18 protein-coding genes are annotated in these 26,202 nt (G+C 62.4%); 2 read left to right on the top strand and 16 right to left on the bottom strand.

Annotation, left to right across the window (positions count from 1 at the left end; genetic code table 11):
- Positions 1 to 77 precede the first annotated feature (77 nt).
- The 9 genes from BV95_RS01035 to BV95_RS00995 all read right to left on the bottom strand — a co-directional run bounded on the left by BV95_RS01035 (position 78) and on the right by BV95_RS00995 (position 9,001).
- Positions 78 to 995, bottom strand: a complete 918-nt coding sequence (locus BV95_RS01035) for a ribose-phosphate diphosphokinase (RefSeq protein ID WP_051749578.1) — start codon at positions 993 to 995, stop codon at positions 78 to 80.
- Positions 992 to 2,563 carry a thymidine phosphorylase family protein gene (locus BV95_RS01030; protein ID WP_425454911.1) on the bottom strand — a complete coding sequence of 524 codons (1,572 nt, stop codon included), beginning with the start codon at positions 2,561 to 2,563 and terminating at the stop codon, positions 992 to 994. The genes BV95_RS01035 and BV95_RS01030 overlap by 4 nt, the downstream gene beginning before the upstream one ends.
- Complete coding sequence (locus BV95_RS01025) at positions 2,560 to 3,597, bottom strand: zinc-dependent alcohol dehydrogenase family protein (RefSeq protein ID WP_013846844.1); 1,038 nt, start codon at positions 3,595 to 3,597, stop codon at positions 2,560 to 2,562. Before BV95_RS01025 ends, BV95_RS01030 begins: the two co-directional genes overlap by 4 nt.
- Before the next feature lie 36 nt (positions 3,598 to 3,633).
- On the bottom strand, positions 3,634 to 4,467 hold the full coding sequence (locus BV95_RS01020) for a universal stress protein (RefSeq protein ID WP_013846845.1): 834 nt from the start codon (positions 4,465 to 4,467) through the stop codon (positions 3,634 to 3,636).
- 115 nt (positions 4,468 to 4,582) lie between these two features.
- On the bottom strand, positions 4,583 to 5,590 hold the full coding sequence (locus BV95_RS01015) for a zinc-dependent alcohol dehydrogenase family protein (protein ID WP_013846846.1): 1,008 nt from the start codon (positions 5,588 to 5,590) through the stop codon (positions 4,583 to 4,585).
- Between the two features lie 31 nt (positions 5,591 to 5,621).
- Positions 5,622 to 6,032 (bottom strand): group II truncated hemoglobin, encoded by a 411-nt coding sequence (locus tag BV95_RS01010; protein ID WP_013846847.1) that lies wholly within the window; start codon positions 6,030 to 6,032, stop codon positions 5,622 to 5,624.
- Between the two features lie 47 nt (positions 6,033 to 6,079).
- Positions 6,080 to 6,511: a response regulator transcription factor gene (locus tag BV95_RS01005; RefSeq protein WP_013846848.1), complete on the bottom strand. Its 432-nt coding sequence runs from the start codon at positions 6,509 to 6,511 to the stop codon at positions 6,080 to 6,082.
- A 62-nt stretch (positions 6,512 to 6,573) separates the two neighbouring features.
- The gene (locus tag BV95_RS01000; RefSeq protein ID WP_013846849.1) at positions 6,574 to 7,188 is read right to left on the bottom strand and encodes a response regulator transcription factor; all 615 of its coding nucleotides are present in this window, start codon (positions 7,186 to 7,188) and stop codon (positions 6,574 to 6,576) included.
- A complete protein-coding gene (locus BV95_RS00995) occupies positions 7,178 to 9,001 on the bottom strand; it encodes a PAS domain-containing sensor histidine kinase (protein WP_013846850.1) in 1,824 nt (607 codons plus the stop codon). The genes BV95_RS01000 and BV95_RS00995 overlap by 11 nt, the downstream gene beginning before the upstream one ends.
- A 540-nt stretch (positions 9,002 to 9,541) precedes the next feature.
- On the opposite strand from BV95_RS00995, the gene BV95_RS00990 reads away from it, so the two are divergent.
- Complete coding sequence (locus BV95_RS00990) at positions 9,542 to 10,036, top strand: Hsp20/alpha crystallin family protein (RefSeq protein WP_013846851.1); 495 nt, start codon at positions 9,542 to 9,544, stop codon at positions 10,034 to 10,036.
- Positions 10,037 to 10,136: 100 nt separating this feature from the next.
- A complete protein-coding gene (locus tag BV95_RS00985; protein ID WP_119034650.1) occupies positions 10,137 to 11,597 on the top strand; it encodes a bifunctional aminoglycoside phosphotransferase/ATP-binding protein in 1,461 nt (486 codons plus the stop codon).
- A 72-nt stretch (positions 11,598 to 11,669) separates the two neighbouring features.
- Here the strand turns inward: BV95_RS00985 and BV95_RS00980 are convergent, their stop codons facing one another.
- The 7 genes from BV95_RS00980 to BV95_RS00950 all read right to left on the bottom strand — a co-directional run bounded on the left by BV95_RS00980 (position 11,670) and on the right by BV95_RS00950 (position 26,200).
- A complete protein-coding gene (locus tag BV95_RS00980) occupies positions 11,670 to 11,996 on the bottom strand; it encodes a TraR/DksA family transcriptional regulator (protein ID WP_013846853.1) in 327 nt (108 codons plus the stop codon).
- Between the two features lie 54 nt (positions 11,997 to 12,050).
- Positions 12,051 to 12,287 carry a hypothetical protein gene (locus BV95_RS00975; RefSeq protein WP_013846854.1) on the bottom strand — a complete coding sequence of 79 codons (237 nt, stop codon included), beginning with the start codon at positions 12,285 to 12,287 and terminating at the stop codon, positions 12,051 to 12,053.
- A gap of 111 nt (positions 12,288 to 12,398) precedes the next feature.
- Positions 12,399 to 20,810 (bottom strand): GH36-type glycosyl hydrolase domain-containing protein, encoded by an 8,412-nt coding sequence (locus BV95_RS00970; protein ID WP_030090319.1) that lies wholly within the window; start codon positions 20,808 to 20,810, stop codon positions 12,399 to 12,401.
- Between the two features lie 3 nt (positions 20,811 to 20,813).
- The gene (locus BV95_RS22880; protein WP_081465117.1) at positions 20,814 to 21,785 is read right to left on the bottom strand and encodes a universal stress protein; all 972 of its coding nucleotides are present in this window, start codon (positions 21,783 to 21,785) and stop codon (positions 20,814 to 20,816) included.
- A 338-nt stretch (positions 21,786 to 22,123) separates the two neighbouring features.
- A complete protein-coding gene (gene ppsA, locus BV95_RS00960) occupies positions 22,124 to 24,505 on the bottom strand; it encodes a phosphoenolpyruvate synthase (RefSeq protein WP_030090317.1) in 2,382 nt (793 codons plus the stop codon).
- Positions 24,506 to 25,070: 565 nt separating this feature from the next.
- Complete coding sequence (locus BV95_RS00955; RefSeq protein ID WP_013846858.1) at positions 25,071 to 25,610, bottom strand: lytic transglycosylase domain-containing protein; 540 nt, start codon at positions 25,608 to 25,610, stop codon at positions 25,071 to 25,073.
- A 14-nt stretch (positions 25,611 to 25,624) separates the two neighbouring features.
- Positions 25,625 to 26,200 carry a restriction endonuclease gene (locus BV95_RS00950; RefSeq protein ID WP_234703076.1) on the bottom strand — a complete coding sequence of 192 codons (576 nt, stop codon included), beginning with the start codon at positions 26,198 to 26,200 and terminating at the stop codon, positions 25,625 to 25,627.
- Positions 26,201 to 26,202: the final 2 nt, after the last annotated feature.

Below are 26,202 nucleotides of genomic sequence, written 5' to 3'. Positions count from 1 at the left end.
GACGGCGAGAATGTCCTTGATAGCCATATGTCCCTCCAGCTTTGAGCTATTCCTGCTACCCAGCGCCGTGATGGGATTCATTCGGGTGTTATACGTAGCCGACCGGCGCCCCCTTCCATCTGCCGGGCCAGCGCATCGCCAAGCAGTGCGCCAAGAGTGATCGCGTTACTGGCATGCGAGATACTTTCGGTCGTAACCATGCGGCAGCCGACTTCCCTGAGCAAAGCCTCGGCACCAGCCGCGAAGAGGCCGTGAACAGCCAGGCAGATCGGCGGAGGGAAGCCCTGGTCGATGATCTCGTGCGCGGCGTTGGCAAGGGTGTGTCCCGACGAAATCACGTCATCGACGAGGATCGGCGTGCGGCCTTTCCATGCCCCCAGGTCCGAGGCCGCGATAAGGACGTCCCGATCACCGCGCCGCGATTTCGCGAAGACCGCATGGGGCGCTCCGATAAGCCTGGCGATTGCGCCCGCCCACTGCTCGCTCTCGCTGTCGGGTCCTATGATGAGCGGTGCATCGACATTGGCCCGGACCCAGTCCGCCAGAAGCGGAGATGCCGCGAGCGAAGCCGTCTCCATCGAATAGATCTCCCCCAGATCCGCGTAGCGGTGGAGATGCGGATCGACGGTCACGAGCCCATCGAACTCGGATGAAAGGAGCTGGGCGAACTGGCGGGACGTCAGCGCTTCGCCATCCTTGAACCGCCGATCCTGTCGCATATAGGCAAGATAAGGCGCCACGAGATGGACCGACCGCGCCCCGCTCTCGCGCAGCAGCCTTGCAGCAAAGAGCAGCCGCATGATCTGGTCGTCGGGCCGCGCGAGCGTGCATATGACGGCCACGGCTGATCCCGACACCCCGGAGCGGAGCCGGACATAGCTCTCCTGATCGGGAAACCGGCGAACCTCGAGCGTGCCTGTCGCCCACCCGGTATGTTCCGCGATGGATGCGGCCAGCCGTTCGTTCCCGGGCATGGAAAACAGCATCGCCGTCATGGCACGATCGCAAGCATGTCGGCATTGGCGGCGGCGTAGGTCAGCGCATAAGCCATTTCACCCTGCGACTGGGCGTGGAGGGTCAGCAAAGGCTGGCCAGCGATAACGTCGTCGCCCAGGCGAACATGAAGAAGCATGCCCGCGGCCGGCGAGTCGGGCGCGCCCGCCAGCTTCGCAAGGCGCGCTATCCGGCGATTGTCGATATGGGTGACGCGGCCGCTATGCGCCGCCAGGATCGGATGGGTGAGCCTGGCCGTGGGCGGGGTGCGCATGCCGCCCTGGGCCTGGCATATCCTTTGGAACCTGTCCCAGGCGCTGCCGTCGGCCAATGTGCGTTCGGCGCGCGCGCGTCCCTGGCCTTCTTCCGCGACCTTCCCGAGTTCGAGCACCACGCCGGCGAGCGTGCAGGCGCGGTCCCGAAGGCCCGGCGGAGCATCGGCATCGCCTGTCAGCACCGCCAGCACGTCGCGCGCCTCCAGGGCGGGCCCGATCGCCCGGCCGACGGGCTGGGTGCCATCGGTCTGGACACAGCGGATAACAAGGCCAAAACGGGCGGCGACGGCGCCAAGCGTGGCTTCCAGCCGTTCGGCCGCCGCGACGCTGCGCACCTTGGCGGTCGGCCCGATCGGAATGTCGAGCACCACATGGGTCGCGCCCGCCGCTATCTTCTTCGACAGAACGGAGGCGATGAGCTGCCCCTCCGTATCGATGTCGAGCGCGCGTTCCACGCCGATGAAGATGTCATCGGCGGGACTGAGGCAGACCGCGCCGCCCCAGGCGAGGCAGCCGCCCTCGACCGCCACCACGCGCTGCATGGCGCCAAGGTCGAGATCGACCCGGGTGAGCGTCTCCATGGTATCGGCCGTTCCCGCCGGGGACGTGATCGCCCGCGACGACGTCTTGGGCATGGTCAGACCGCAGGCGGCAGCGATGGCGACGACGATCGGGCTCGTGCGGTTGCCCGGCAGACCGCCAACGCAATGCTTGTCGACGACGATCTCGCTCGGCCAGCGCAAACGGTCGCCGGCCTCGACCATCGCCCTGGTGAGATGGTAGGTCTCGTCCTCGTCGAAGGGAAGCGTGGCGGTAGCCGTGAGGAAGGCGGCGAGGTGCACATCGGCATAGCGGCCCGCCACCACGTCACCGACGATGCTGGTCAGCGCGGCCCCGTTCAGCCTGTGTCCGTAGATGCGCTGGCGGACGCAGGCGATCGATTCGAGGGGCGGCGCATGACCGACCTGGACAACGGTTCCCTCCTCCACGCCAAGCGCGACCCAGGCCGCTTCGGACAGACCGATCTCGTCGCCGGCCAGGAAGTCGCCCTCCACCTGATAGAGCGTGGCCGCGATCGGCTGGCTGCCGTTGCGGATATAGACCTGGGTGTGCGCGGCAAGGCCCTCGGCATGGCACACCGGGCTGTCGGTCCGCATGATCGCGACCAGCTCATGATGCGTGTGAAGGCGCAGCCGGCGCGCGCGCGCGAACGATGGTTCCGCCGGTTCGGAACTCCCTATATTCGGATGGAATTGCTGCGCATCGCCCGGAATATCGCTGGAAACCCCGATCACGTGTCGATCACCACCTTCAAGGCATGAGTATCGGCTGCGCGCGCGAACGTCTCATACGCCTCCAATATGTCCGACAACACGAAACGATGGGTGACGAGCTGTTCGGGCCGCAGGCGCTTGGCCTCGACCGTCTTCAGGAGCATCGGCGTGCTGACGGTGTCGACGAGCCGGGTGGTGATGGTGATGTTGCGCGACCAGAGTTCCTCCAGATGGAGGTCGACCTTGGCGCCGTGGACACCGACATTGGCAATTACCCCGCCGGGCGCGACCAGTTCTTCGCATAACGCGAATGTCGCAGGGATCCCGACTGCTTCGATAGCCGTATCGACCCCCTTGCCGTCGGTGAGCTCTCGAACCAGGCTCACGACCGGATCACGTCCGCTGTTGAACGTGTCCGTCGCGCCGAACTTGCGCGCGACGGCGAGGCGATTGTCGTCGAGATCGATCATGATGATCCGGGCCGGTGCATAAAATTGCGCAGTCAGCAGGGTCGCCAGGCCGATCGGTCCAGCGCCGACGATCGCGACGCTGCTGCCCGGTGCAACCTTCCCGTTCAGGACGCCGCACTCATAGCCCGTCGGAAGAATGTCGCTCAGCATGACGAGGGCATCCTCATCGGCCCCCGGCGGGATCGCGTGAAGGCTGTTGTCGGCATGGGGGATGCGCACGAATTCGGCTTGCGTGCCATCGATCCTGTTGCCCAATATCCAGCCGCCCTCGACGCAATGCGAATACATGCCGCGCCGGCAATATTCACACCGGGCACAAGAGGTGATGCAGGAGATCAGGACATGATCTCCGGGCTTGAAGGCTCCAACCGCGGTTCCGACCTCCTCCACGATCCCGACACCCTCATGTCCGAGGATCCTGCCCGGCTCGCACGTCGGCACATCCCCCTTCAGGATGTGCAGGTCGGTGCCGCAAATGGTGGTCTTCGTGATCCGCACGATCGCATCGCCGGGTGCCTGCAAGGCCGGCCTCGGGCGATCCTCGAGACTCTTCTCGCCGGGGCCATGATAAACGAGAGCTTTCATGATCTCCTCCGTTCAACCGTTAGACGGGTTCGCCAGTCAGTGTACGAAAACGATCGGCAGGCGCTGATGATCGATCAGTTCCCGCGTCACGCCGCCAAGCACGAACTCGAGTGCGCGCGAACGCCCATAGCCACCGATCACGAGCACATCGGCTTTCTGCTCCACTGCGTAATTCTGAAGGACAGCCGACGTATCCTTACCGGATGAGCTGATCGGACAAACGCCGCCGCTATGGCCATGTCGCGCGAAAAGGCGGGCGATCTGGACACCGCCCCGGTGCTCCCCGGATTCGACACCCGGATCATCGACAATCGCAACGTCGATACGGGCATCGGGTTCGGCCAGATTGAGAAGCGCCCTCGCGGCGCGGAACGATTCAAGTGATGCGTTCCAGCCCAATACGGCGTGATCGATGGGACCAGGATTCCAGGAGGCCGGCAAAATGACCGTCGGCACGCCCGTAAACAGAAGCGCCTCGGAGATACGGCGCCTCAAGCCATCCCTTTGCCAGCGCCCGACACCCGGAATCAGCGCGATATCCGCGTACTGGCCTTCAGCCTTCACGAGACCGGGTATCAGCCCGCTGGCCTCGAACACCGAGTGAACCTCTACTTCGATCGCGGTATTCCTGGTTCGTTCGCGAACGGCCGCCAGATGTTCGTCGCGCTGGTCCTCGGATACCGTGATGGCCTGCGCGAAAGCCATCGCATCAGCCGCCGCGGCGAATGCGAGATTTTCGGTCACGACGACGATCGTAAGCGCCGCTTCATGCATACCGGCATAGGCAAGCGCCTGATCAACGGCGGTCAGGGAATGCTCTGCACCGTCCACGACGACGAGCACATGTTTGATCTGTGAAATGCTGCTCATGATCGCATCATGGCCCCGGCCATTGATGACCGCACTCCGTAACTTTACAGAGGCACCGCGTGACGCGCACTCGCCCCTGGGGCCGTGAAGAGGGCGCTTCGCGGCGAGTGCATACTCAAGCCTTCGCGTAGTTCGATGGCACCAGGACGGCCGCTCCAACAACGGCGCCACTGCGCAACCGCTCAAGCGCGACATTGGCTTGAGCCAGCGGAAAGACCGTCGTCACGGATTTGACGTTGGCTTTCTGCGCGATCTCGAAAAAGCTTGTGCCGTCTTCGCGGGTCAGATTAGCCACCGATGCAATGGTTCGCTCACCCCAGAGGTCAGCATAGGGGAACGACGGAATGTCGCTCATGTGGATCCCTGCGCAGATCACCCTGCCTCCCTTGTGGACTGCACGCAGCGCGCGCGGAACAAGATCACCGACGGGGGCAAAGAGGATCGCCGCATCGAGTTCCACGGGCGGGTCATCCTCCGATGATCCGGCCCAGGCGCAGCCGAGTGATCGCGCAAAAGCCTGTCCCTCGTCGTCTCCCGCCCTGGTAAAGGCATAAACCGCCCGGCCCTGCCACAGCGCAATCTGGGCGATGATATGCGCGGCGGCGCCAAATCCGTAGAGACCGATCCGCGTTCCCTCCCCCGCAGCGCGCAGGGACCGCCAGCCGATCAGCCCGGCGCACAGCAAGGGCGCGGCTTCTTCATTGGAAAAGGCGTCGGGTATCCTGAAGCAGAAGCGAGCGTCCGCAACCGTATGGGTCGCATAACCGCCATCCCGGGTGCATCCCGTGAATGCGGGACTATCGCACAGATTTTCATGACCTGTTCGGCAATAGTCGCAATGGCCGCAGCTATGTCCGAGCCAGGGAACGCCGACGCGATCACCGATCGCGACATCGGCGACCCCTTCCCCCGCCGCAACAACGATGCCGACAATTTCGTGCCCGGGAACGATGGGGAGGCGGGATTCGATCTCCCCATCGACGATATGCAGATCGGTTCGGCAGACGCCGCAAGCAGCGACCTCGATGAGAAGCTCGCCTCGACCAGGCGTTGGAACCTGTCGCGCAACGAGCCGCAGCGGCGTGCCGACCGCTTCGAGCTGCATCGCGAACATCTCGGTCATAGTGATTTCTTCGCCTGTTCGCGCCGCGGGGTCACGCTGCCGACGCGGCACGCGCCGCCATGCCCTGCGCCATGTTCGACAAGGCTTCGGCCATCTTGACGCCCAGGGCAGGATCTACCGTCGAATCAGCGATGGCGCGGCGCATCGCGTCACACCACTGATCCGCTGTCTCACCAGTGATCGGCAGGCGCGCATGGGCCGACATCATGCAAACGCCAGGGTGATCATCAAACCAATCTCGCGGTCCGCCCAGCCATGCGTTGAGAAAACCGGCAAGCGAAACGCGCATCGGCCCCAACTCCGGGGCGTGTAGCGCACGCAACTCCCGATAGGCGTCCTCCTGATCCATCAGATCATAGAAGCGGTCTACGATATTCCGGACGACGACGGCCCCTCCAACCAGATCATAGGGCGCCTGCTGTTTCTGTTCCGCTGCTGTCACACGTTTCTCCTGTTATGCTGCGCACTCCCTTTTGGTCGAGCGTCGTTTCAAATGCGCTTTCCCACGCCCGTCAGCCTGGCAAGCGCGCCAGTCAGCGCATGTTCCCGCAGGGGCTTTTCCAGAACCTGGGCGAACCCCTGCGCCAAGGCACGCTCGGTCAGTTCGGCCGATGGGAACGCGGTGATGAGTATGGCTGGACCCGGCCAGCCACGTTCGCGCAGGCGGCAAAGCACCTCGATGCCATCGCTCTGCTCCAATCGAAAATCAGCAACGAAGCAGCAGGCATCCCCCGATAACGGATCGTCCAGAAGCGCCGCACCAGCCGCATAGGCCCGGACGTCAAAACCCTGCGCACGAAAGAGAAGCTGCAGTGAACGGCGAACACCGGCGTCATCCTCGACCAGAAGAAGACGCGGGCGTTCCCGCAACGGGGCCGCAATATTCTCGCCTGACATCTCACACCATCGGCCCAGCGGCATTGCTGGTCCCTCGGACGATGTCAGGAAACGATCCCCGGGTCGCTACGTAAGTGTCCCGATCCTCAGCCCGTGATCCCCGCGGAAAACGCGATACGGAGCGCCTCCGACAGGCTGCGAACGCCCAGCTTGGTCATGAGGTTGGCGCGATGCACCTCTACGGTGCGCGGCGAAATCCCAAGATCATAAGCGATCGTCTTGTTTGGCAGTCCTCGCGCAAGCCCCTTGAGCACATCCTGTTCGCGCCCGGACAGAGCGGCGATGCGGATCGTTGCGTCGGCGGCGCGGGTTGCCCTGCCTTCAACGTCGGCAAGCCGTTCGAAGGCACTTTCAATAGCCGCGAGCAACACCGCCTTCTCGAACGGTTTCTCGATGAAGTCGACTGCGCCGGCCTTCATCGCGCTTACAGCGATCGACACATCGCCATGCCCGGTCAGGATGATGACGGGCATCGCGATACCGCGTTCGTTCAATTCCTTTTGGACTTCGAGCCCATCCATCTGAGGCATACGCACATCGAGGAGAATGCAGCCCTCGGCCGCGTTCCTCACGTCTTTCAGAAATTCAACACCGGAGGACCAGGTTTCGACCGAGAAACCTGATTTCTTGAGCATGAAACCGGCAGATCGACGGATTGCATCTTCATCGTCGACGATGTGGACGATCCGCTTATCCTCCATAAGATTGCTCCCTATCTGCCCTGACCAGTGTGAAATGGAATTGCGTGCCGCCCCCTTCCGCAGGCTCCATCCAGATGCGCCCGCCATTGGCTTCGACAATCGTTCGACAAATCGAGAGACCCAACCCCATGCCGTCCGACTTGGTGCTGACAAAGGCCTTGAAGAGCTGGGCAGCGACCTCGGGGGCCATTCCCGTGCCGGTATCGGACACCGTGACACGCACAAAACCCGCCTGGTCGGGACCGGTGCGGATGGTGAGCACAGGCCTGGCGCGCGCATTCATGGCCTCGACCGCATTGCGGATCAAGTTCACGAGGACCTGCTGGATCTGGACCTTATCGACGAGGACCGTCGCAGCTTCGTGATCGATGTCCATGCGGGTTTCGATCGATTTCTCGCCCGCGCCCATCAGGCCGAAGGCAGCCGCTTCGTTAATGAGGTTGGGCAAGTTCTCGACAGTCTTCTCGACCTCCCCCCTGGCAACGAAATCACGCAAACGGCGCACGATATGACCCGCGCGCATCGCTTCCCCCGCGGCGTCTGTCAGCGCCTCCCGGATGTCGGGCAGATCATCGGGATCTGGCTGGTCGAGCAGGTCCCGGACCGCTTCGAGATAGTTGGCTACGGCGGTGATCGGCTGATTCAGCTCATGGGCGAGCGTCGACGCCATCGTCCCCATCGCGCTGACGCGCGCGACGTGGATCAGTTCGGATTGAAGCTGCTCTAGCCGCTCCTGTGTCCTTTGGCGATCCGTCAGATCGCGAATGAAGCCGGTGAACAGCCGCTGGCTCTCGCCGGCCGCTTCTCCAACCGACAACTCCATCGGGAAGGTCGTCCCATCCTTTCGCAGTGCAAAAACCACGCGTCCGATCCCGATGATGCGCCTCTCTCCTGTACGCAGATAGCGCTCGAGAAAACCGTCATGGCGTTCGCGATAAGGCGAGGGCATCAACATGCTGACATTGGAACCCAGGACTTCCTCCTGAGTGTAACCGAACAAACGCTCGGCCGCCGTGCTGAACGACACCATCGTGCCGCCTTCATCGATGACGATCATTGCATCGGGGACCGTCGACAAAATCGAACGAAGATGCGCTTCACTGTTGCGAAGAGAGCTCAGCGTTGCTCGCTGGTCGGTGATGTCGTGGACAATTGTCGCGAAACCGCCCAACGATCCGTCGGGTTTTTTCAACGCGGTGATGGAAATGTGAGCCAGAAACTCACTGCCATCCTTACGAATCTGCCACTCGTCGATCTCGATCTTGCCACGGTGTTGTGCTTCGGCAAGCAAGGACGTCGGCTTGCCGCTGGCGACGACATCGGCCGGATAAAACCGATCTGTAAGCTGGCCGGCCATCTCGGCCTCTGTCCAGCCTTTCAGACGCTCGGCGCCCCCGTTCCAGATCGTGACCCGTCCTTCAGCATCGAGCATATAGATCGCATAATCTTCCGCCCCATCGATGAGCAGGTTCAGTTCTGCGGCCAGCATCCTCGTCCCGTCCGCGAGATCGCGAGCGCGTGAGAGAGTACGATGGTGATTCCGCCAAAGCAGAGCCATGGCGGCGAGAAACAGGAACAGGGCAACCCACTGTTCTGCCACGGTCGGCCAACCGTCAACGATTGCGAGCGTCGTAAGGGTAACGAGCGTGACGCCCGCCAACACCACGATATCCGGCCTGAGCGCCACGAGCACCATACCGGCCACGCCGAGAGAGACGAAATAATGAACGCTCTCGTCGATCTGCCGGCCAAGCTGCCATCGTGTGACCACCGCGATGACGGCGATAGCCAGTCCCGCAAGGGACGCGGTCAAAAGCCGGGCATGGATCGAACGGTCAACCAGTGGCGCAATGGCACCCGCTTGCCATGAATGGAGGAATTTCCCGGATCGCGGAGCGGTTTTAATGATGACTCTGCCTCTTCGTCGTCAGAAGGAAGCAGCAAGCGCTGATACCCCTTTCTGTCTCAAGCCTATCAACAGCGCCTCGTGCGATCCATTAAAATTGGCAACCATCTCAACGATGATGTTACTTGCTTTGGAGTTCAGCGCTGGAAACATGTCCAGACCGTCGCATCCACGAGCTTCAAACCGTCGGCGTTCTTTAGGCCGGGCTCTTCGGATTGTCATCATCCGTGCGACTTGCGCGCTGCTACCTGAACCAATGGACCCGCGGGTCCATTGTGAGATGGTGAGCGCCCCAAACGCCCCTCAGTAACTTTCCGGATAGAGCCCACCCAGGCAACCGCATAGCCTCCTCCTCGCTCGAGGGCCGGATCGCTGTTGGCCTGATTCATCGGCCATCCCCCCCCGCCCAATCCGGACCTCGAGCATTCATTTCGCAGGAGGTCCGCCATGAATGATCAGGTTCCAGCGACCACGTCCAAGGCCAATCCGATCAGCCCAATTCTCGATCATCCGGTTGATTGGCTTCGCACGGAGATTGACCGCCTCTTCGAAGATTTTGGCCGCCCCGCCGCCAGTCTGTTCGGTGTCGGCAATCGATCTTCAATCGCGCCAGTTCCGGCTGTTGAACTTGTCGATGAGGACAAGGCCTATCGCCTCACCGCCGAGCTCCCTGGCCTGTCCGATGATGATATCGATATCAGCGTCGCTGACGGTCTCCTGACGATAGCCGGCGAAAAGAAGGAGGAGACCGAACGCAAGGACAAGGGCTATGTATTCAGCGAACGGCGATATGGCTCCTTCCGGCGCCAGGTATCCTTGCCCAGCGACGTTGACCCGAACGCGATCACCGCTGCATTCAAGGATGGTGTCCTCACCGTCACACTGACCAAGGATGAAAATGCGCCAGCGCGGAGTCGGAAGATCGAAATCGGGCAGGCATAGCAGTTTGCCGGAGGCTTCGACGGGACCTCGGCACCACGCAGACCCGCAAGCCGACGTCATAACCCTTCTCGAGGGACGAGCCTTCGGCTCTGGAGAGCCCATGCGTCGGATCGACACGCATGCGGCGCGTCTATTCCTCGTCGGCGATCGCGCATGGAAGCTCAAGCGTGCCGTCCAGTTCGACTATCTGGATTTTTCAACCGCCGATAGACGCCGCGCCGCCCTGGAAGCGGAGCTACGGCTTAATCGCAGGACCGCGCCGGAACTCTACCTGGCGGTTCGCCCGGTATCCAAGAATTCGGCGGGCTGCCTGAACCTCGATGGCGACGGAGAACCTGTCGATTGGCTTCTGGAGATGCGCCGCTTTCCCGATGACGCCTTGCTCGATCATGTGGCAACCCAAGGTGGCCTGACCGATGTGCTGATCACGCAGCTCGCAGACCGGATCAAGGCATTTCATGATGGCGCCGAGACGTGCCTGTCCGGATCGGGGCGCAGCCGTTTGGAAGCCGTCATTGCCGGGAATGATCGAAGCATGGCTCGATTCCCCGACATTCTTCCCGCTCGGCTCGTGAGAGACCTGATCGACAGGCAAGTCGCCCTGCTGGCCCAGCACTCCGATCTGCTCGATTCACGTGCGCGAAGCGGGCGCGTGAGACATGGCCATGGCGATCTGCATCTGGGTAACATTGCCGTGATCGACGGGAGCCCCGTCCTGTTCGACTGCCTGGAATTCAGTCCCGAACTTGCGACCGGCGATGTCCTTTACGACCTTGCGTTCCTACTCATGGATTTATGGGGCCGCGGCCTTCATTGCGAAGCGAATGCCCTGTTCAATCGCTATCTGGACATTTCCCCTCAGGACGATGCCGGCGTGGCCCTTGTGCCGTTGTTTCTTTCGATCCGAGCCGGGATTCGCGCCCATACATCGGCCGCACAGGCGAGCGATGGTTCAGACGAAGCTCTGACCCAAAAGGCCAGCGCCTATCTGACGCTGGCGCGCGCAGTGCTCGAACCGGTGCCCGCGCGGCTCGTCGCCATTGGCGGGCTTTCCGGATCCGGCAAGTCCACAATAGCGAAACTGATCGGCCATTCCCTCGGCGAGGTTCCAGGCGCGCGTATTCTGAGATCCGATGTGCTGCGGAAGCGACTTGCCGGCGTGCCGCCAGAATCGCCGCTTCCCAAAGACGCATATACCCTGTCCGCGAACGCAGCGATTTACACAGAGCTGAGACGGCTGGCGGGACACATGCTTTACGCCGGGCATTCGGTGGTGGCCGACGCTGTCCATGCGAAGCCTGAAGAGCGCACGGAGATCCATCAGGTCGCACTGCGACGAGATGTGCGGTTCGATGGGATATGGCTCGACGCATCACCCGATATGCTGACGGCGAGGGTATCCGCCCGGACACATGACGCTTCCGACGCCAACGGCGCCGTTGTCGAATTGCAGACTCGCTATGATCTGGGTGAGATCGACTGGCACCGCGTCAACGCGGCGGATGACCGCAAGACGGTCGCAACGCAAGTCATGGACGTCCTGGATGTTCGCCATTTGTGACGGGGAATGATGCAGGCCGCGCATGTCGCCCCAGCCGAAGGGATTCTCCATCCGGTGAGGTCGCGATGCCGATCATTGTTCGGCGCGCGCGCAATCGATGCACAATGCTGCCTCCGGCCGTGCATCCAGCCGAGCCGGTGCAATCTGCGACCCACAACGAACGCATTCGCCATAGGTGCCCTTCGCAATTCGCTCCAGGGCACGATCGATCGAAGCGGCCTCCCGCACGATCAAGCTTGCCTCGGCTTCCAGACCCGCATCATCTTCGACTTCGACGGCCTGTTCCGATGAGTCCGCATTAAGGGGCTCAGCCAGATCCGCATTCACTCGCGTCAGCCGAGCGCGAAGTTCCGACAGTCGCTCTGTCAGGCGCTCTTCTATGGCGGCTGTGTCAGTCACGGAGATTCCTTCAGAACAGTAGGTACCGAAATCGGCTTGGGGTTCGGTGCAGATTTATAGCGCCTTCTTCAGACGCAGGTAAGCCGAACGAAGTTCATCAGCGAGCACCTGGAGCGCGGCCTTGATGTTACCGCCGCTCTCCTGAAGGCGAGCTTCTGCAACGAAATGGTGCCATTTGGTTTCGAGCTCGTCCCACTCCTCGCGAGCTTCCATCGCGCCCAGATGCACCTGGACCTTGGCTTCGTCCCGGAGCTTGGCAAGATCAGCCTTAAGTTCTTCAATGGTGCTCATCGGTCGCTCCCCGGCAACAAGGTGTTGAGAAGTGTTCCTGTAGCCGAGCCTGAAGCACTGGGCGCTACGTAAAGCACCGGATACACGTTGGCCCCGGTCCTGGATTGCTCTTCAGGCTCGCTGCGCAACCCGCACGACGACTATCCGCGTATGATCGTTCTCGGGGAACGGGATTCCGCGTGCGTCCCAGAGCGTCCCTTCAACCTCGATTACCGGTTCTTCGCTCTCCAGAGTATCATCCGTCTCGATCGTCACATGAATAGACCCACGGCCTCGCCGCAGGGTCAATTCGACGCTCTCCCAGTCCCTGGGCAAGACGGGGCGCACCTGAAGTTCGCCGCCCACGAGCCGAACGCCAAGAATCTCCTCTACCGCCAACCGCCATGTCCAGGCTGCGGCACCCGTGTACCAGGTCCAGCCACCTCGGCCGAGGTGGGGCTCCATGCCGGCAATGTCAGCCGCCACGACATAAGGCTCGGTTCGATAATGGGCGGCGCTGCGAGCCGTCGCGGCATGCTGAATAGGATTGATTCGGTCGAAGAGCGCCTTGGCCCCATCACCATCCCCCGTGCGCGCGAACGCGAGCGCGAGCCAGCTTGCCGCGTGGGTATACTGGCCTCCATTCTCGCGAATTCCCGGCGGATAGGCCTTGATATAACCCGGCTCACGCGGCGTGCGGTCAAAGGGCGGATCCAGCAGACGCACGAGACTGTCGTCATCCCGAACCAGATATCGTCTGGCCGAAGCGAGCGCCGATCGGGTACGCTCGACCTTGCCGGCACCCGACAATACGGACCACGACTGCGCGATGGAATCGATGCGGCATTCCTGTTCTTCCGACGCGCCCCATGGACGGCCGTCGTCGTCGAATGCGCGCAAATACCATTCGCCATCCCACCCCGACCGTTCCACCGCGGCCGCAAGCGTCTCTGCGCGGCCGTTCCAATGGTCGCGGAACTCGTTCCGGTCCGCATCCACACAATGACGCGTGAAATTTCGGATGGTCGCGATGAGAAACCAGGCGAGCCATATGCTTTCGCCATGCCCCCGGTTGCCCACGCGATCCATGCCGTCATTCCAGTCCCCTGCACCAATCAGCGGGAGGCCATGAGACCCGAGGCGGTAGGCGTGGGAAAGCGCGCGCTCGCAATGAACGAACAGGGATTGCGTGTAGTCACTCACCTCGAAACGCGCATAGCGATCGGTTTCTTCGGCCGTGAGCGGGGGCGCCCGCAGAAAAGGAACCAGCTCGCTCAGGATGGTTTTGTCTCCGGTCGCCTCAACATAATGAGCAACGGCGTACGGTAGCCAGACCAGATCGTCCGAGCAGCGCGTGCGGACGCCGCGATCCAATGGCGGATGCCACCAATGCAGCACGTCGCCTTCCTCGAACTGATGGGCAGCCGCGGCAAGGATATGCTGCCGTGTTGCATTCGGATCGGCATGGATCTGTGCCAGAACATCCTGCAGCTGGTCGCGAAAACCGAAAGCGCCGCTCGCCTGATAAAAGCCCGCGCGAGCGCGGATGCGGGCGCTGAGCGACTGGTGCGGCAGCCACCGGTTGACCATCAGGTCAAAGGCGGGATCGGGCGTCTTGACCTGCACCGCGTCCAGCCTGTCCTTCCAGAAACCGGCACACTCCCGCGCCGCGGTCTCGAAGGCCGATGGGTCCTGCCAGCGACGGACAAGGTCACGCGCGTGATCCAGGTCGTCGCCCTGCCCCAGCACAAAGCAAACTTCTGCGGTTCCTTCAGCCGGGATATCAAGATGGACCTGCAGGGCGGCGCAGCAGTCGTCACCGGCAGCATGCTGCCGGTGACCAAGATCCCAGTTCAGAAGTCCGAGGGGACTGGTGGGGTCGGCGTCATCGCCGTGAAAATCGTAGCGTGAGGTGGTGAGCGTGTGGACCGGAAGTGTCGAAGCAAGAAAGGAGATGCGGTCGGCAAATTCGTCGGTCCAGGGATTTTGGCCGAGAATCGCGTGCGAGATCGGATCATAGAATGAGCGGCGCAGGGGCGCCTGTTCTCCTTGCACAGCGCCCATCAGCCATTCGGCATAGTAGGTAGCCGTGATCCGGCGCGGACGCGGCAACTGATTACGCAAGCGAAGCCGGACAAGCTTCACGGTGTCGTGCGTCGGCACGATGACGGAGAGCTCCTGTTCAAGGCCTTCGCTATGCCGGTGCCAGGACGTACGGTCGGGGCCGTGATCGATGCGGCATGCCGTGTCTCCACCGGCCGGAAGCGGCGTCGGCGTCCAGAGCCGTGCGTTTTCCTCATCGCGCAGATAAAGGCGTTCGCCTTGAGGATCTTCGACAGGGTCGTTGAACCACGGCGTGAGACGGTTTTCACCACTGTTTATCGCCCAGGTGAAGCCCAGACCGCCCTCGGTCACGATCGTCCCGAAGCCGTCGTTGGCGAGGACGTTGGCCCAGGGCGCAGGGGTCGGCGCACCGGGTTCCAGATAGATAGTATAGTCGCCCGTATCCGGATCGAAGCCTCCCCACCCATTATCGAATTGCAGATCAGCCGGGCGCGGTACGGGCGCCGTCATGATTGTACCGGAGTTCGCCCCGACCGGCGCGAACAGCGGGCCCGGATGCGGCGGCTGGTCGTATCGCGCAAGCTGGTCGACTAGGCTGCCGCCGGCTTCGTCAAGGATGAGGCGGGCAACCTGATCGAGAAGCGCCGCCCGCTCGCCATCGGATGGACCGATGCCGACGAGGTGTATCCCGGCATGGGTGCCAAGGCGATCCTGTAGCCCGGCATCCTTCAGCACTTCCAGAAGACGCTCGCGGACGGGCTCGATATAGCCCGACGTTCCTTCATGCGTCACCACCAGGTCGATCGGCATACCACGCTGCCGCATGAGCTTGTGGAAGGAGAGAAGCTGTCGAAGCAGGTCCTGCTGCTCCGCGGTTCCGGAACGCAGCATCAAAATAGGATGGTCGCCCGATATCCCGAGCGCCCAAAGGTCCCCGCGCCGAAATGTGCGCGCGCCGGCCGATCCCGGCTCTGCCGCTCTGGTGAGAAGAGTGGACAGCAACGCCTGCGCCTGCGGCACGATGTGCGGCTGCAGGCCCAGCTTGTGCATCTCGCGCGCCGCCGCACTTGCCGTATCGCTCACAGCCCAGTCGAGTGACGGCAGGGTGGTAAAGCGCTCGGCAAGTTCGAGGGCCGATTGCCGGGATCCAGCCGCAATGGTGACGAAGGCGAATTCACGTCGCGCGCGCGGAGGCAGTTCCACCGTCATCCTGATCGCGCAGATCGGATCAAGCGTCCAGCCGAGCGGGCCACCAGGCAGTTCCCCGGTCAACAATGCGGGCCGCCTGGGGCACCCATATCGTCCGATGAAAGCGCTGCGATCGGCTTCGAGACCGAGCAGGGTAACGCCATCTTCATCCCCGATCACACGGGTCAGCAGGACGGGCGGACGTTCCGCCGAACTGCGCGGCCGCCGCGTGAAAAGCAGGCCGTCATTGCCAGGCAAGGCTTCCGCCCCCACGAACAGCTTGCTGAAGGCAGGGTGGCGCGCCGCGTCCTGGGCCGGAGCCAGAACGATCTGCGCGTAGCCCGTGACTTCGATGGTCCGGGGCTTATCGCTATCATTGACAAGAGCGACACGCCGGATCTCCAGGTCGTCGGCATTGGCGACATTGATCGTTGTCGTGACCGACAAGCCGTGGGCGCGCTGGTGGAACTCCACCTGATGCGCTTGGAAGATCACCTCCGGCGCGTCTTCGGGTCGAGAAAAGGGGCCGCCCGTTGCCGACCAGGTAACATCTGCATCCCGGTCGTGCAGATAGATCCAGAAACCTGCGTCCCCACGGGTCAGGGCATGCTGGTTCCAGCTCAGCCCACCTGCACCGTCTGTCCGAATGCGGCTCGAAAGCCGGCCATTGCCGAGAATCTGCCACGCGTGCTCCCCACGGCGCCGAGTGGGTGCCCAGCCGTAAAGGCCCGGAATCAGTTCGTCGGGTTCCGGCTGTGGCTCACGAACCTCAAGCCGCGCGATCTCGGGCGGCAGCTCCCATGGAATCCTTTCGTTAAGGAGCAGGTCGACGGTGCGGATATGAGGATCGGTGTGGAACCAGCGCACGAGCATGTCATCGCACAACGCGTTTCCGAGCGCGGCAAGGCTCATGCCATGATGATGAGCCATGTAGGAGCGCACGACGGCAAAGCGTTCACCGTCAGGCGCCCGCTCGGGCGTGAAGTCGACCGCTTCGAAAAATCCGTATCGGCCGATGAGGCCAAGATCCGCCAGAGTTTGAAGGTTGCGCGTCGCCAGCGCGGGCCGGATCGTCAGCGCCAGCGCCGTCGCATAGGGGCTGATAACCAGATCGCGCCCCAGACCTCGCTGGAGGCCGAGCGCAGGGACGCCGAATGCGTGATATCGGTAGACGCGGTCCTCGCCCATCGATGCGAAGGACGACTCCGAAATACCCCAAGGCATATCATGTGACCGCCCGAATGCGATCTGGATAGCAATCGCGGTCCGGTCACTCATTCCGAGCAGGGTTTGGGGATCGCTCTGCAGGAAGATGTTCGGCATCAGATATTCGAACATCGAGCCGTTCCACGATATCAACGCCAGGCCTGCGTGCTGCTTGGTGATGGGCCGCCCGAGATGGAACCAGTGCAGAGGCTCTATGTCGCCCTTCGCGATGGCGAAAAAGCTGGCGAGGCGTGCTTCGCTGGCGAGCAGATCGTAGTGGTGCGGATCTATTCGATCGGCGCTCACATTGTAGCCGATATGAAAGAGCCGGCTGCCGGCATCGAACAGGAACGAGAAGTCCATGGCGTGCGCGGCGGCGTTAGCGCGACTGGAGAGGTCATCGAGGCGGTCATGAAGCGCTTGCCGGGCCGCCTGGCCTTCCTCGATCGCCGCCTGGAGATCGTGCGCCCATTGCCGGCTTTCCGCCGGTAGCTGGTCTCTCGCCGCATTGAGGACGCCAATTGCTGCCGCGGCGCCCGCGTGCGTGGACGGCAGCCGGTCGTTCGCCAACAGGTCGGCGACTTTTGCCGCGACGTTCGAACACTCTGCCGGATGCGCCGCGAGCGTCTCCCACCAGGGCGAGAACAGCCGAAGGTCTCGCCGCATGCCGGACAGATGATGTTCGAGCCGCTCCAGCCAGGCTTGGACATTCCGCAGGGAGGCGATTTCATCCTCGCCGACGCTTTCGGCCATCAGGGTAATCTGCTCGCGCAGGCGAGGAAGATCGATCGACAGGAGATCGTCGATCCTCTCGGCCCAGTCTTGCCTCCCTTCCTCAATCCTGCGGGCGGTTTCCCGCATAGCCTCAAGGATCGAGCCGGCGGCGGAGGCCGCTTCGAGGTCGATCGTCGCAATCGCTTCGGCGAGCAACTCGATATTGTCGTCAAACCCTCGCCACAAATCCGTGGCGACCGGTGGCAAGCTTCTGGCTTCCTGAAGGGCTCGCGCGACGGTGATCAGACTGACCGCGAGATTTCCGCTGTCGACGGTCGAAACATATCGGGGCTCCAGGGCCGCGAGCGTTCTCGTCTCGTACCAGTTGAGAATATGGCCGCGGTAGCGGTCCAGGCGATCCAACGTATCGAGCGTGTTGTGAAGCCGTGTCGCAACCTCGTTGAGGCCGATATGTCCGAGGCGCCAGGCAGTGAGGACCGATACCATCATCATTCCGATGTTGGTCGGCGAGGTTCGGTGCGCGATTTCCTCGTCGGGCGGCTCCTGATAGTTATCGGGTGGCAGCCAGTTGTCCTCGGGGCGCACAAAGGTCTCGAAAAAGAGCCAGGTGCGCCGCGCCATCAGTCTCAGGAACTTTCGATCGTTTTCGGACAGCGTGTCCTTTGCCGGCTCAATCGGACGGCTGATCCGGATCGCGATCTCAGGCGCAATGAACCAGAGCAGCAGCAGGGGAGCCGCGACAGGCAGGGAAGCGGGCGCCGCAAGGAACAGACCCGCGCCGATGATCAGCGCGAACACCGGAGAGGCGGCCATGTCACGCCATGCCGCCAGTCGCGGATGTCGCGCCGCGTTGCGCGTCGCCATGTGGGCGGCCGACGTCCATTCGAGCTTTCTTTGGCCCGAATGGAGACGCCATAGGGTGATGGCAATGGCATGCAGCGCTATCATCGCGTCACTGACGAGAAAGACGATAGCGAGAAACCAGCGACCCGCGTGATCCGCCAGACGTCGCAGCAGGTTCTGCATGACGCCGCGGCGGCGGCCCTGCGCGAGGCCGGTCACGAGGTCCGTAAAGAGATATGCACCGGGCGCGATGACGGCAAGCAAGGTCCAGACCCAGGGCTGCCCATGGAGAAGAAACCATCCACCCACCAGCAGCGCCACAATACTCGCTGGAATTATGCTGCGCCGCAAATTGTCGAATATCTTCAGCCGATCGAACCAGCCGAGCCGGTTGCGCAGCCATCGGCCATCGCCGCCGGGCACGAAGGGAAAGAGCCATGGCAGGATCTGCCAGTCCCCACGGACCCATCTGTGCCAGCGCCAGGTGAAGTCGAGATAGCTGGTCGGGAAGCTCTCATAAACGATCGCATCGCTGACCAGCGCCGCTCGCCCGTGCAGTCCTTCGAACAGGTCATGGCTGAGAAGTGTATTCTCGGGAACGCGCCCTTCGAGGCTCCGATGAAAGGCCGCCACATCATAGAGGCCCTTGCCCACGTAGACGCCTGTGCCGAGCAGATCCTGATAGACGTCGGATACGGCGCGCGAATAGATATCGATGGTCGTGTCACCGCCATAGAGGCGCGAAAACAAGGATTGGCCGGTCGCTTCCGGCGCCAGCTCAACGCGCGGCTGAAGAACCGTATATCCTCGTTCGACCGCGCCGGTCGCAGCGTTGAAGTGGGCGCGGTTAAGGGGATGAGATAGCGTCCCCACCAGTCGCCGGACGATGCCGGCCGACAACCTGGTATCGGCATCGGCCGTCATCACGAAACGGCATCGCCGCAACCGTTCGATGCTACCGACGGTCACATTGAAGGGGGACGCATCTCCGTTCAGGATGAAGGCGTTGAACTGCTCAAGCTTTCCGCGCTTTCGCTCCCAGCCCATCCAGCAGCCCTGGGCCGCGTTGAACCGTCGTGGCCGATGCAGCAAATGGAACGGCCCATGTCCCTTGGCATTGGCAAAGCGCGCGTTGAGTTCCTCGATCCCGCTGGTCAGCGCGCGAACGATATCGGCATCGACCGAGACACTTTCCTGTGACGCATCGGCGAAATCGCTGAGCAGCACGAATTCGAGCGCGGCATCGGGATTGGAAAGGCGGTGTGCCTCCAGGCGCCGAAGCAGCGGCGCGATATCCGACAATCGCGCGACCAAGACAGGCATCACGACTGCCGTCGCCGAACTTTCGGGGATGCCGTCCTTGAAATCGAGCTTGGGGAGTACGTTCGGCCGAACGATGTGGGTCACGAGCCAATTGACGAAGGTGATGCTCAGGATCGATGCGGGTAGCAGGGTGAGCGCGATCCCTAGAAGCCAGGATCCGGCGGTGGCGCCGGTGGAAACCAGATAGGCTGCGGGTAGAGCAAAGCCCGCAAGGCCCGCGAGCAGCAAGGCGGCTGCATAAAGCAGGCCTGGATAACGCAGCGCGCGTCGCAATATCGAGCCCGGCGTCCATGGACGAGGATCGATCGCGTCGGCAAAGGCAGGCCGTCCGATATCGATGAGCCAGAAGCCTACATGGCCCGATGGCGCTTCGTCGCTGCTATAGCACTGGCGCAAGGCACGCTCGGCGACATCCCATTCCGGGAGTCCCGACTGGTCGGCAAGCTGCTCGACCGCATGGCGATATCGATCGCGCGTATCGAAGTCCATATGTGGATAGACGCCTGCCGGGTCGCGCCGGAGGATGGCTTCGACCTGGCTCGTTCGATCGAAGAAGTCGTTCCATTGAATCGTCGCGATCACGCCAAGGTTCGCGATTGCGCGCGCGACGCATTCCGTATCGTCAAAACCAACCATCGCCGTGTCGGGCGTCTCGACGATCTCAAAGGGCGGCTCGACCTCCGGGAAGAGGTGGCTGAAACCTCCGATGAGCAATTCCAGGCAGACTATGCGCAGCATGGTCGGGAAGGCCCAGGTCTCGGCGATGCTGAGCGGCATCTTCTTTTGATATTGCTCTACGAACAGCACCGCGCCATTCAGCGAGACCTGCAGGTGAGAAGCCTGCAGCAAGGCATGGGCAAGCTGATGCACGCGAGGGCGACCGAGCCCGTCCCCGGAGATCGCCGGAAGTTTCGCGTAGAACTCTCCGGGAAGATCCTCGCGGATCTGCAGGATGGCGCGTTGTATCTGATAATCGTTGTCGAGCAGCCATTCAGCCGCGGCGCCTGCGCGCTTGTCGGCCTTGGCGGCCGCCTGTCGGGCCTGCCTCAGCCAGGTCTTCATCTCCTCGAGATGCGCCCATGCGGGCAGCGGCACCGACTTGCCGAGCAGTCCTGTCAGGCGATGACGGTCGGCGACCTCCTCCGCCGCCCCGGCGAGCGGATCGCGCTCCTCATAATCGGCCATCAATCAGACCTGAATGGCCGTTGGCAATCTCACGCTCTGGCTGGCGGCAGGCGAAGTCATTTGCGCCTTGCGACTCGCCGAAGGCAGGACGAGCATCGGGACACTGCAATGGGCCATCAGATAGGAGGCAACCGTTCCGTACGGGACGTCCCTGACATGCTGATGCCCGTGCCCGCGTGCGGACATCACCGCGAGATCAGCCGCTTCGCGATCGATCAACGCGCAAAGCGTGTCGCGAACGTCGCCGCCACGGATGACAATCGCGCGAGCGCGAAGGCCCATCGCCGAAAGATTGGACCTGGTCCGATCCAGATAGCTGCGCGCGGCCTGCTCGTTGCGTTCGATCAGGTTTTCGCGCAGCGTCTCGTCTTCGGTTTCCAGGGGTCGCGCCTGGATCATTTCGGGCGTGGGGACGACATGAACGAGCAGCAGCTCAGCGTCGGCTGCCTTCGCGAGGCGCACCGCAAGGGGCAGCACGCTTTCGGCCCAGCGCGAGCCATCGAGCGGCACCACGATCCGTCGATAGGCCGAACCCGGGACGGGCGCTTCCACCGGAACAAGCAGGACAGGGCCTGGTGCCTGGGACAGCACCTTGTGGACTGTGCCCCCGACGCCGTCGCGGCCGGCTTCCTTTCGTCCGCGCCTGCCCAGCACGACCATCCCTTCGTCACACTCCCGCACGTACCGGCAGATTTCCTCCGCCGCCGGTCCTTCTGCGAGCTCAATGGTCGTTTGAGATGAGGACGGTTCGATCGTCGCAGCACAACGATCGAGCACCCGCATGGCCTCGCGGCGACGAAGATTGCACTCGATGGGGTCAGGCCGTGCGTCGGGCGACGCGTCTCTGTCCAAGACCTGAAGCAGCGTTACCGGAACGTCGAGCGTTGAAGCCAGAGCAAGAGCGTGTGGATAGATCCACGCGTTGCGATCGGTGCAATCGATGCACGCGACGACGCCGGATGTCTTCGCGGACATTCGGGGCTGGGAGAAGGATGGAAAGGCAGATACGGCAGACATAGGAAAACCTCCTGTTGCCGTCCGTCTCCCCGCTACCGGCGGCGCTCATTCCGACTGTTGCTATCAACGTCATCTGGCCGGACCCTGTTCCCCGATTCCAGCCAGCACTCAAAGGCTATCGGCGGTTCCAGGATGGGGCCATTAGGGCTTTTACGAATGCCGCCGGACTCAGACGACGTTCTCGGGTAACCTTCCCGAGCTCGCGATTGCGCGACAATATGCGGGTGAACCCAGGCGGATCAGCACCGGTAGACGCAATTTCCTGTACCTCGCATCAGTGTCATTTCACCCGGCGCTCAGCCCGATTGTCCCTCCGCCTCCGCGACGGCCTTGATCGTTCGCACGAAGCTGTCGGGATTGAGCGACATGGAATCGATACCCTCCGAAATCAGGAACGCCGCAAAGTCCGGATGGTTGCTCGGCCCCTGGCCGCATATGCCGATCTTGATGCCCGCCGCGTGCGCCTTGCGAATGGCTTCCGAGATCATGCGGGTGACGGCTTCGTCTCTTTCATCGAAGAGATTGGCCAGAATCCCGGAATCGCGGTCGACACCCAACACAAGCTGGGTGAGGTCGTTGGAGCCGATGGAAAATCCGTCGAAGCGCGTAGCGAACTGCTCGGCGAGAATGACGTTCGAGGGTATCTCGCACATCATGTAGATTTGCAGCCCATTCTCCCCGCGGCGCAAACCGTTCTCGGCCATCGCTTCGAGCACGCGATCCGCCTCGGCCGGCGTGCGGCAGAAGGGGACCATGACGATGACGTTCGAGAAGCCCAGTTCCTCCCGGACCCGCTTGAGCGCGCGGCATTCGAGAGCGAAGCCTTCGCGATACCGTTCATCGTAATAGCGCGAGGCGCCGCGGAAGCCGAGCATCGGATTCTCCTCATCCGGCTCGAAGGCGTCGCCGCCCACAAGGTGCGCATATTCGTTCGTTTTGAAATCGCTCAGGCGCACGATGGCGGGGTGCGGGTAATAGGGACTTGCAAGCTTCGCGATGCCGCGCGCGAGGACATCGACAAAAAACTCCGATGGGTCGGAATACCCCTTGGTCAGATCGCGTATTTGCCGTTGAGCTTCAGCGCTCACGCGATCCGGGTGAACCAGTGCCATCGGATGCACCTTGATATGCGCGTTGATGATGAACTCCATGCGCGCAAGGCCGACCCCTCGGGCAGGAAGCCGCCACCACTGGAATGCCGCCGCCGGGTTCGCGATATTGACCATGATGTCCGTCCGGGTGGCCGGCAGGGAGCCGATATCCACGTCCGTCACGGAAAAATCGAGTATGCTGGCGTAGATTGTTCCGACGTCACCGTCAGCGCAGCTGATCGTGATCTCGCTGTTCTCGGCAATGATCTCGGTCGCGTTTCCGGTGCCGACGATTGCGGGAACACCGAGTTCGCGGCTGACGATGGCAGCGTGGCTGGTGGTGCCGCCATGATTGGTCACGATCCCCGCCGCGCGTTTCATGACCGGAACCCAATCGGGGTCAGTCGTCTCAGTGATGAGAATAGACCCGTCCCGGAACTGGGCGATGTCGGCGGCGGTCCGGATGACACAAGCCTTGCCAGCAGCGATGGCTGTTCCCACCGCCGCGCCCGTCAATAGCGGGTCGCCTTTCTCCTTGAGGCGGTAATGCCGGAATGTCGAAGTGCTGGCCTGGGCCTGAACCGTTTCGGGACGCGCCTGGACGATGTAGAGTTCACCAGTCTCGCCGTCCTTCGCCCATTCCATGTCCATGGGACGCTGGTAATGGTCCTCGATTGCCACGGCCCACCGCGCGAGCTGGACGATATCGCTGTTATCGAGAACGAAGCTCTGACGCTCCTGCTCGGTTGTCTCGACGATCCTCGTACGGTGGCTTCCGCCTTCCCCATAGACCATGCGGAACGCCTTACCGCCCAACTCCTTGTCGATGATCGGTTCGGTCCCCGGCTGCGCGAGAAGCGGTTTGAATACGACATATCTGTCCGGGTTTACGCTCCCCTGGACGACGGTCTCGCCCAGCCCCCAGGCGGCGCTGATGACGATAGCATTTGGAAAGCCAGTTTCGGTATCGATCGAGAACATGACGCCCGATCCGCACAGGTCCGAGCGGACCATCTGCTGAATGCCGATCGACAGCGCAACCTCGAGATGATCGAAGCCTTTCGCATCGCGGTAACTGATCGCGCGATCGGTGAACAGCGAGGCGAAGCATCGACGACAGGCCGCCAGAAGTGCGGCCCGGCCCCGGACATTGAGGAAGGTTTCCTGCTGGCCCGCGAAGCTCGCATCCGGCAGATCTTCGGCGGTCGCGCTGCTGCGCACGGCAACGGCGGGACGCTCTGTGCCGGTACGCCGGCCAAGTTCCGCATAAGCGGACACAATCTCCTCGGCGATATGGGAGGGCATTTCCGCTTCCAGAAACAGACTCCTTATAGCCTGCCCCGCTTCCTGAAGGGTGCATCCGCCGGAGTGGAAGGCGGAGAGATGTTCCGTAATGCGGGGTGCAAGCTCATTGTCGTGAATGAACGCCCTGTAAGCGTCCGCAGTGGTGGCAAAGCCAGAGGGCACCTTCACGCCCTTCTGAGCGAGGGCCGCGGTCATCTCGCCTAAAGACGCGTTCTTGCCGCCTACGGCCTGCACATCAGCGATACCGATGTCTTCGAACCACAAAATCATCGGCTTGGACATAGCTCATCTCCAGCTTGCGTAAGGTGCCAGAGGCCGCCTCAAGGTTTCACCCAGCCACCTCTTTTGTGGTCACCATCACCGCGCCGACTGGCAACGTCACTACGTAAGGCTCCTGAGTGTATCGATGGACTTCGGCTCGATCATCAGATTGACCGGATCAGCTCCGGCCGGATGGCCCAAGATCGAGAGCAGGTTATGGGCAACACAAATGCATGATCGACGAACTGCGGGCGCGGGCGTAATACTCACCCTATCGCGCCATTGCCTGCCTGTCGTCAGTTTCACCGATCAGCAGATCGCAGGCCGTCCACCAAGCCTGCCAAGCTGTGCAAGTCCGCCAGCCCCATCGAAGGAGTACACTGACGTAAGAGGACGGCGAACGACGCATCGCTGAATTGGGGCGGAAGCTGCAAAGCGCAGGTGGCCAGCGCACGATCTTAGGTACGATCCCAGTGTTCGCTGAAAAGGGATGACCTCGGAGGGCAGATGCAGCGAACGGGCTGCCTGCCCAGCCTTGGAGTCCAGCGTTGAAAGCTATTCAACCGCTTGTATTCATCGCCCAAAACTACCTCACCAGGTTCCCGCGGCTTGCCGCAAACACGTCCGGGCCAAACCGCCGACGCATGTGGCTTGCGACCTTCTTCGCATAGGCGACCTGCCTCGCCTCGGTTGGGCTATGATAGACGCCAACCGCTTTCCAATAGTCTCCGGTCGCTTCCAGCCCGGACAGGAATATCCAGCGTGCCGCCTCGACATTAAAACAGGGATCGTAGCGCAGCCAATGACGGATCTGCTCCTGGGGTCGTTCGAGCAGTCGGGACATTTTCGGCACCCAGCTACTGTTGATCTGAAGCGGCCCGAGATCGTGGGTGCCGTTGGTATTCGCGATCTCCGCGCCCAGCCAGCCAGCCTCCTGTGTCCGCAAGCCCCAAAGCGTCTTTTCAAGCCAGGCACGCCCCCGCGCGGCGACGCGGATGCAACGGGCGATTTCGGCGACCTCACCAGGTGCAGCTTGCTTCGCCAGCACAGGAGCCGGCGTCAGTATGACGGACAGGATCGCTATACTGGTGAGCGCCCTTCCCGCTACCGAGGCCTGGAAAATCATTGATCGACACGCCCTCATTGCACTATCCGATCACGAAAATCGGAGGGGCCACGTCGAAGAAGATCGCGAGACGGCAGACCATCCGGCTCGAACGGAGCGCCGGTCAGCAGCGCAAGCAATCGCTGCCCGGAGACGATTTCGATGCCATCGGCGCTCGAACAGATCGTGCGGCTCATCCCGCCGGTGCGACCGGTGTGGATGAACATGCCGCGCCGCCGCCGCGCAGCGCAAAGCATGGCGAACTCACGCACATGTTCAGGCTTGATCGCATCGCGATACCGCTTCGCCTGGATCAGCCAGCGCCGGCCATCGATGATGACCTCCCCGTCGACGCCGCCGTCCCCGGTATAGCGGCGATTACGGATGACGCGGTGCCCGCGCTGCTCGAAGGCTTCGAGCAGTAATTCCTCGAACGCCAGCGGATCCATCGCGCGCAGCCGGGCATAGTGCAAGACGGCGGGCTGATCGCGATCCGGTCCGCGCAGCTGCTCGCACATCGTTCGAGCCTGTCGGCGTCGCCAGCGATGACGGATCGGAACGCGATAATGGCGGTATAGCAGGGCAACGAGGGCGGCGCAGGCGATCGCCATCA

This window comes from Sphingobium chlorophenolicum (assembly GCF_000722875.1).
Classification (GTDB): domain Bacteria; phylum Pseudomonadota; class Alphaproteobacteria; order Sphingomonadales; family Sphingomonadaceae; genus Sphingobium; species Sphingobium chlorophenolicum.
The sequence above is the reverse complement of the archived record's forward strand: the minus strand, read 5'-3'. Positions and strand labels throughout refer to the sequence as shown.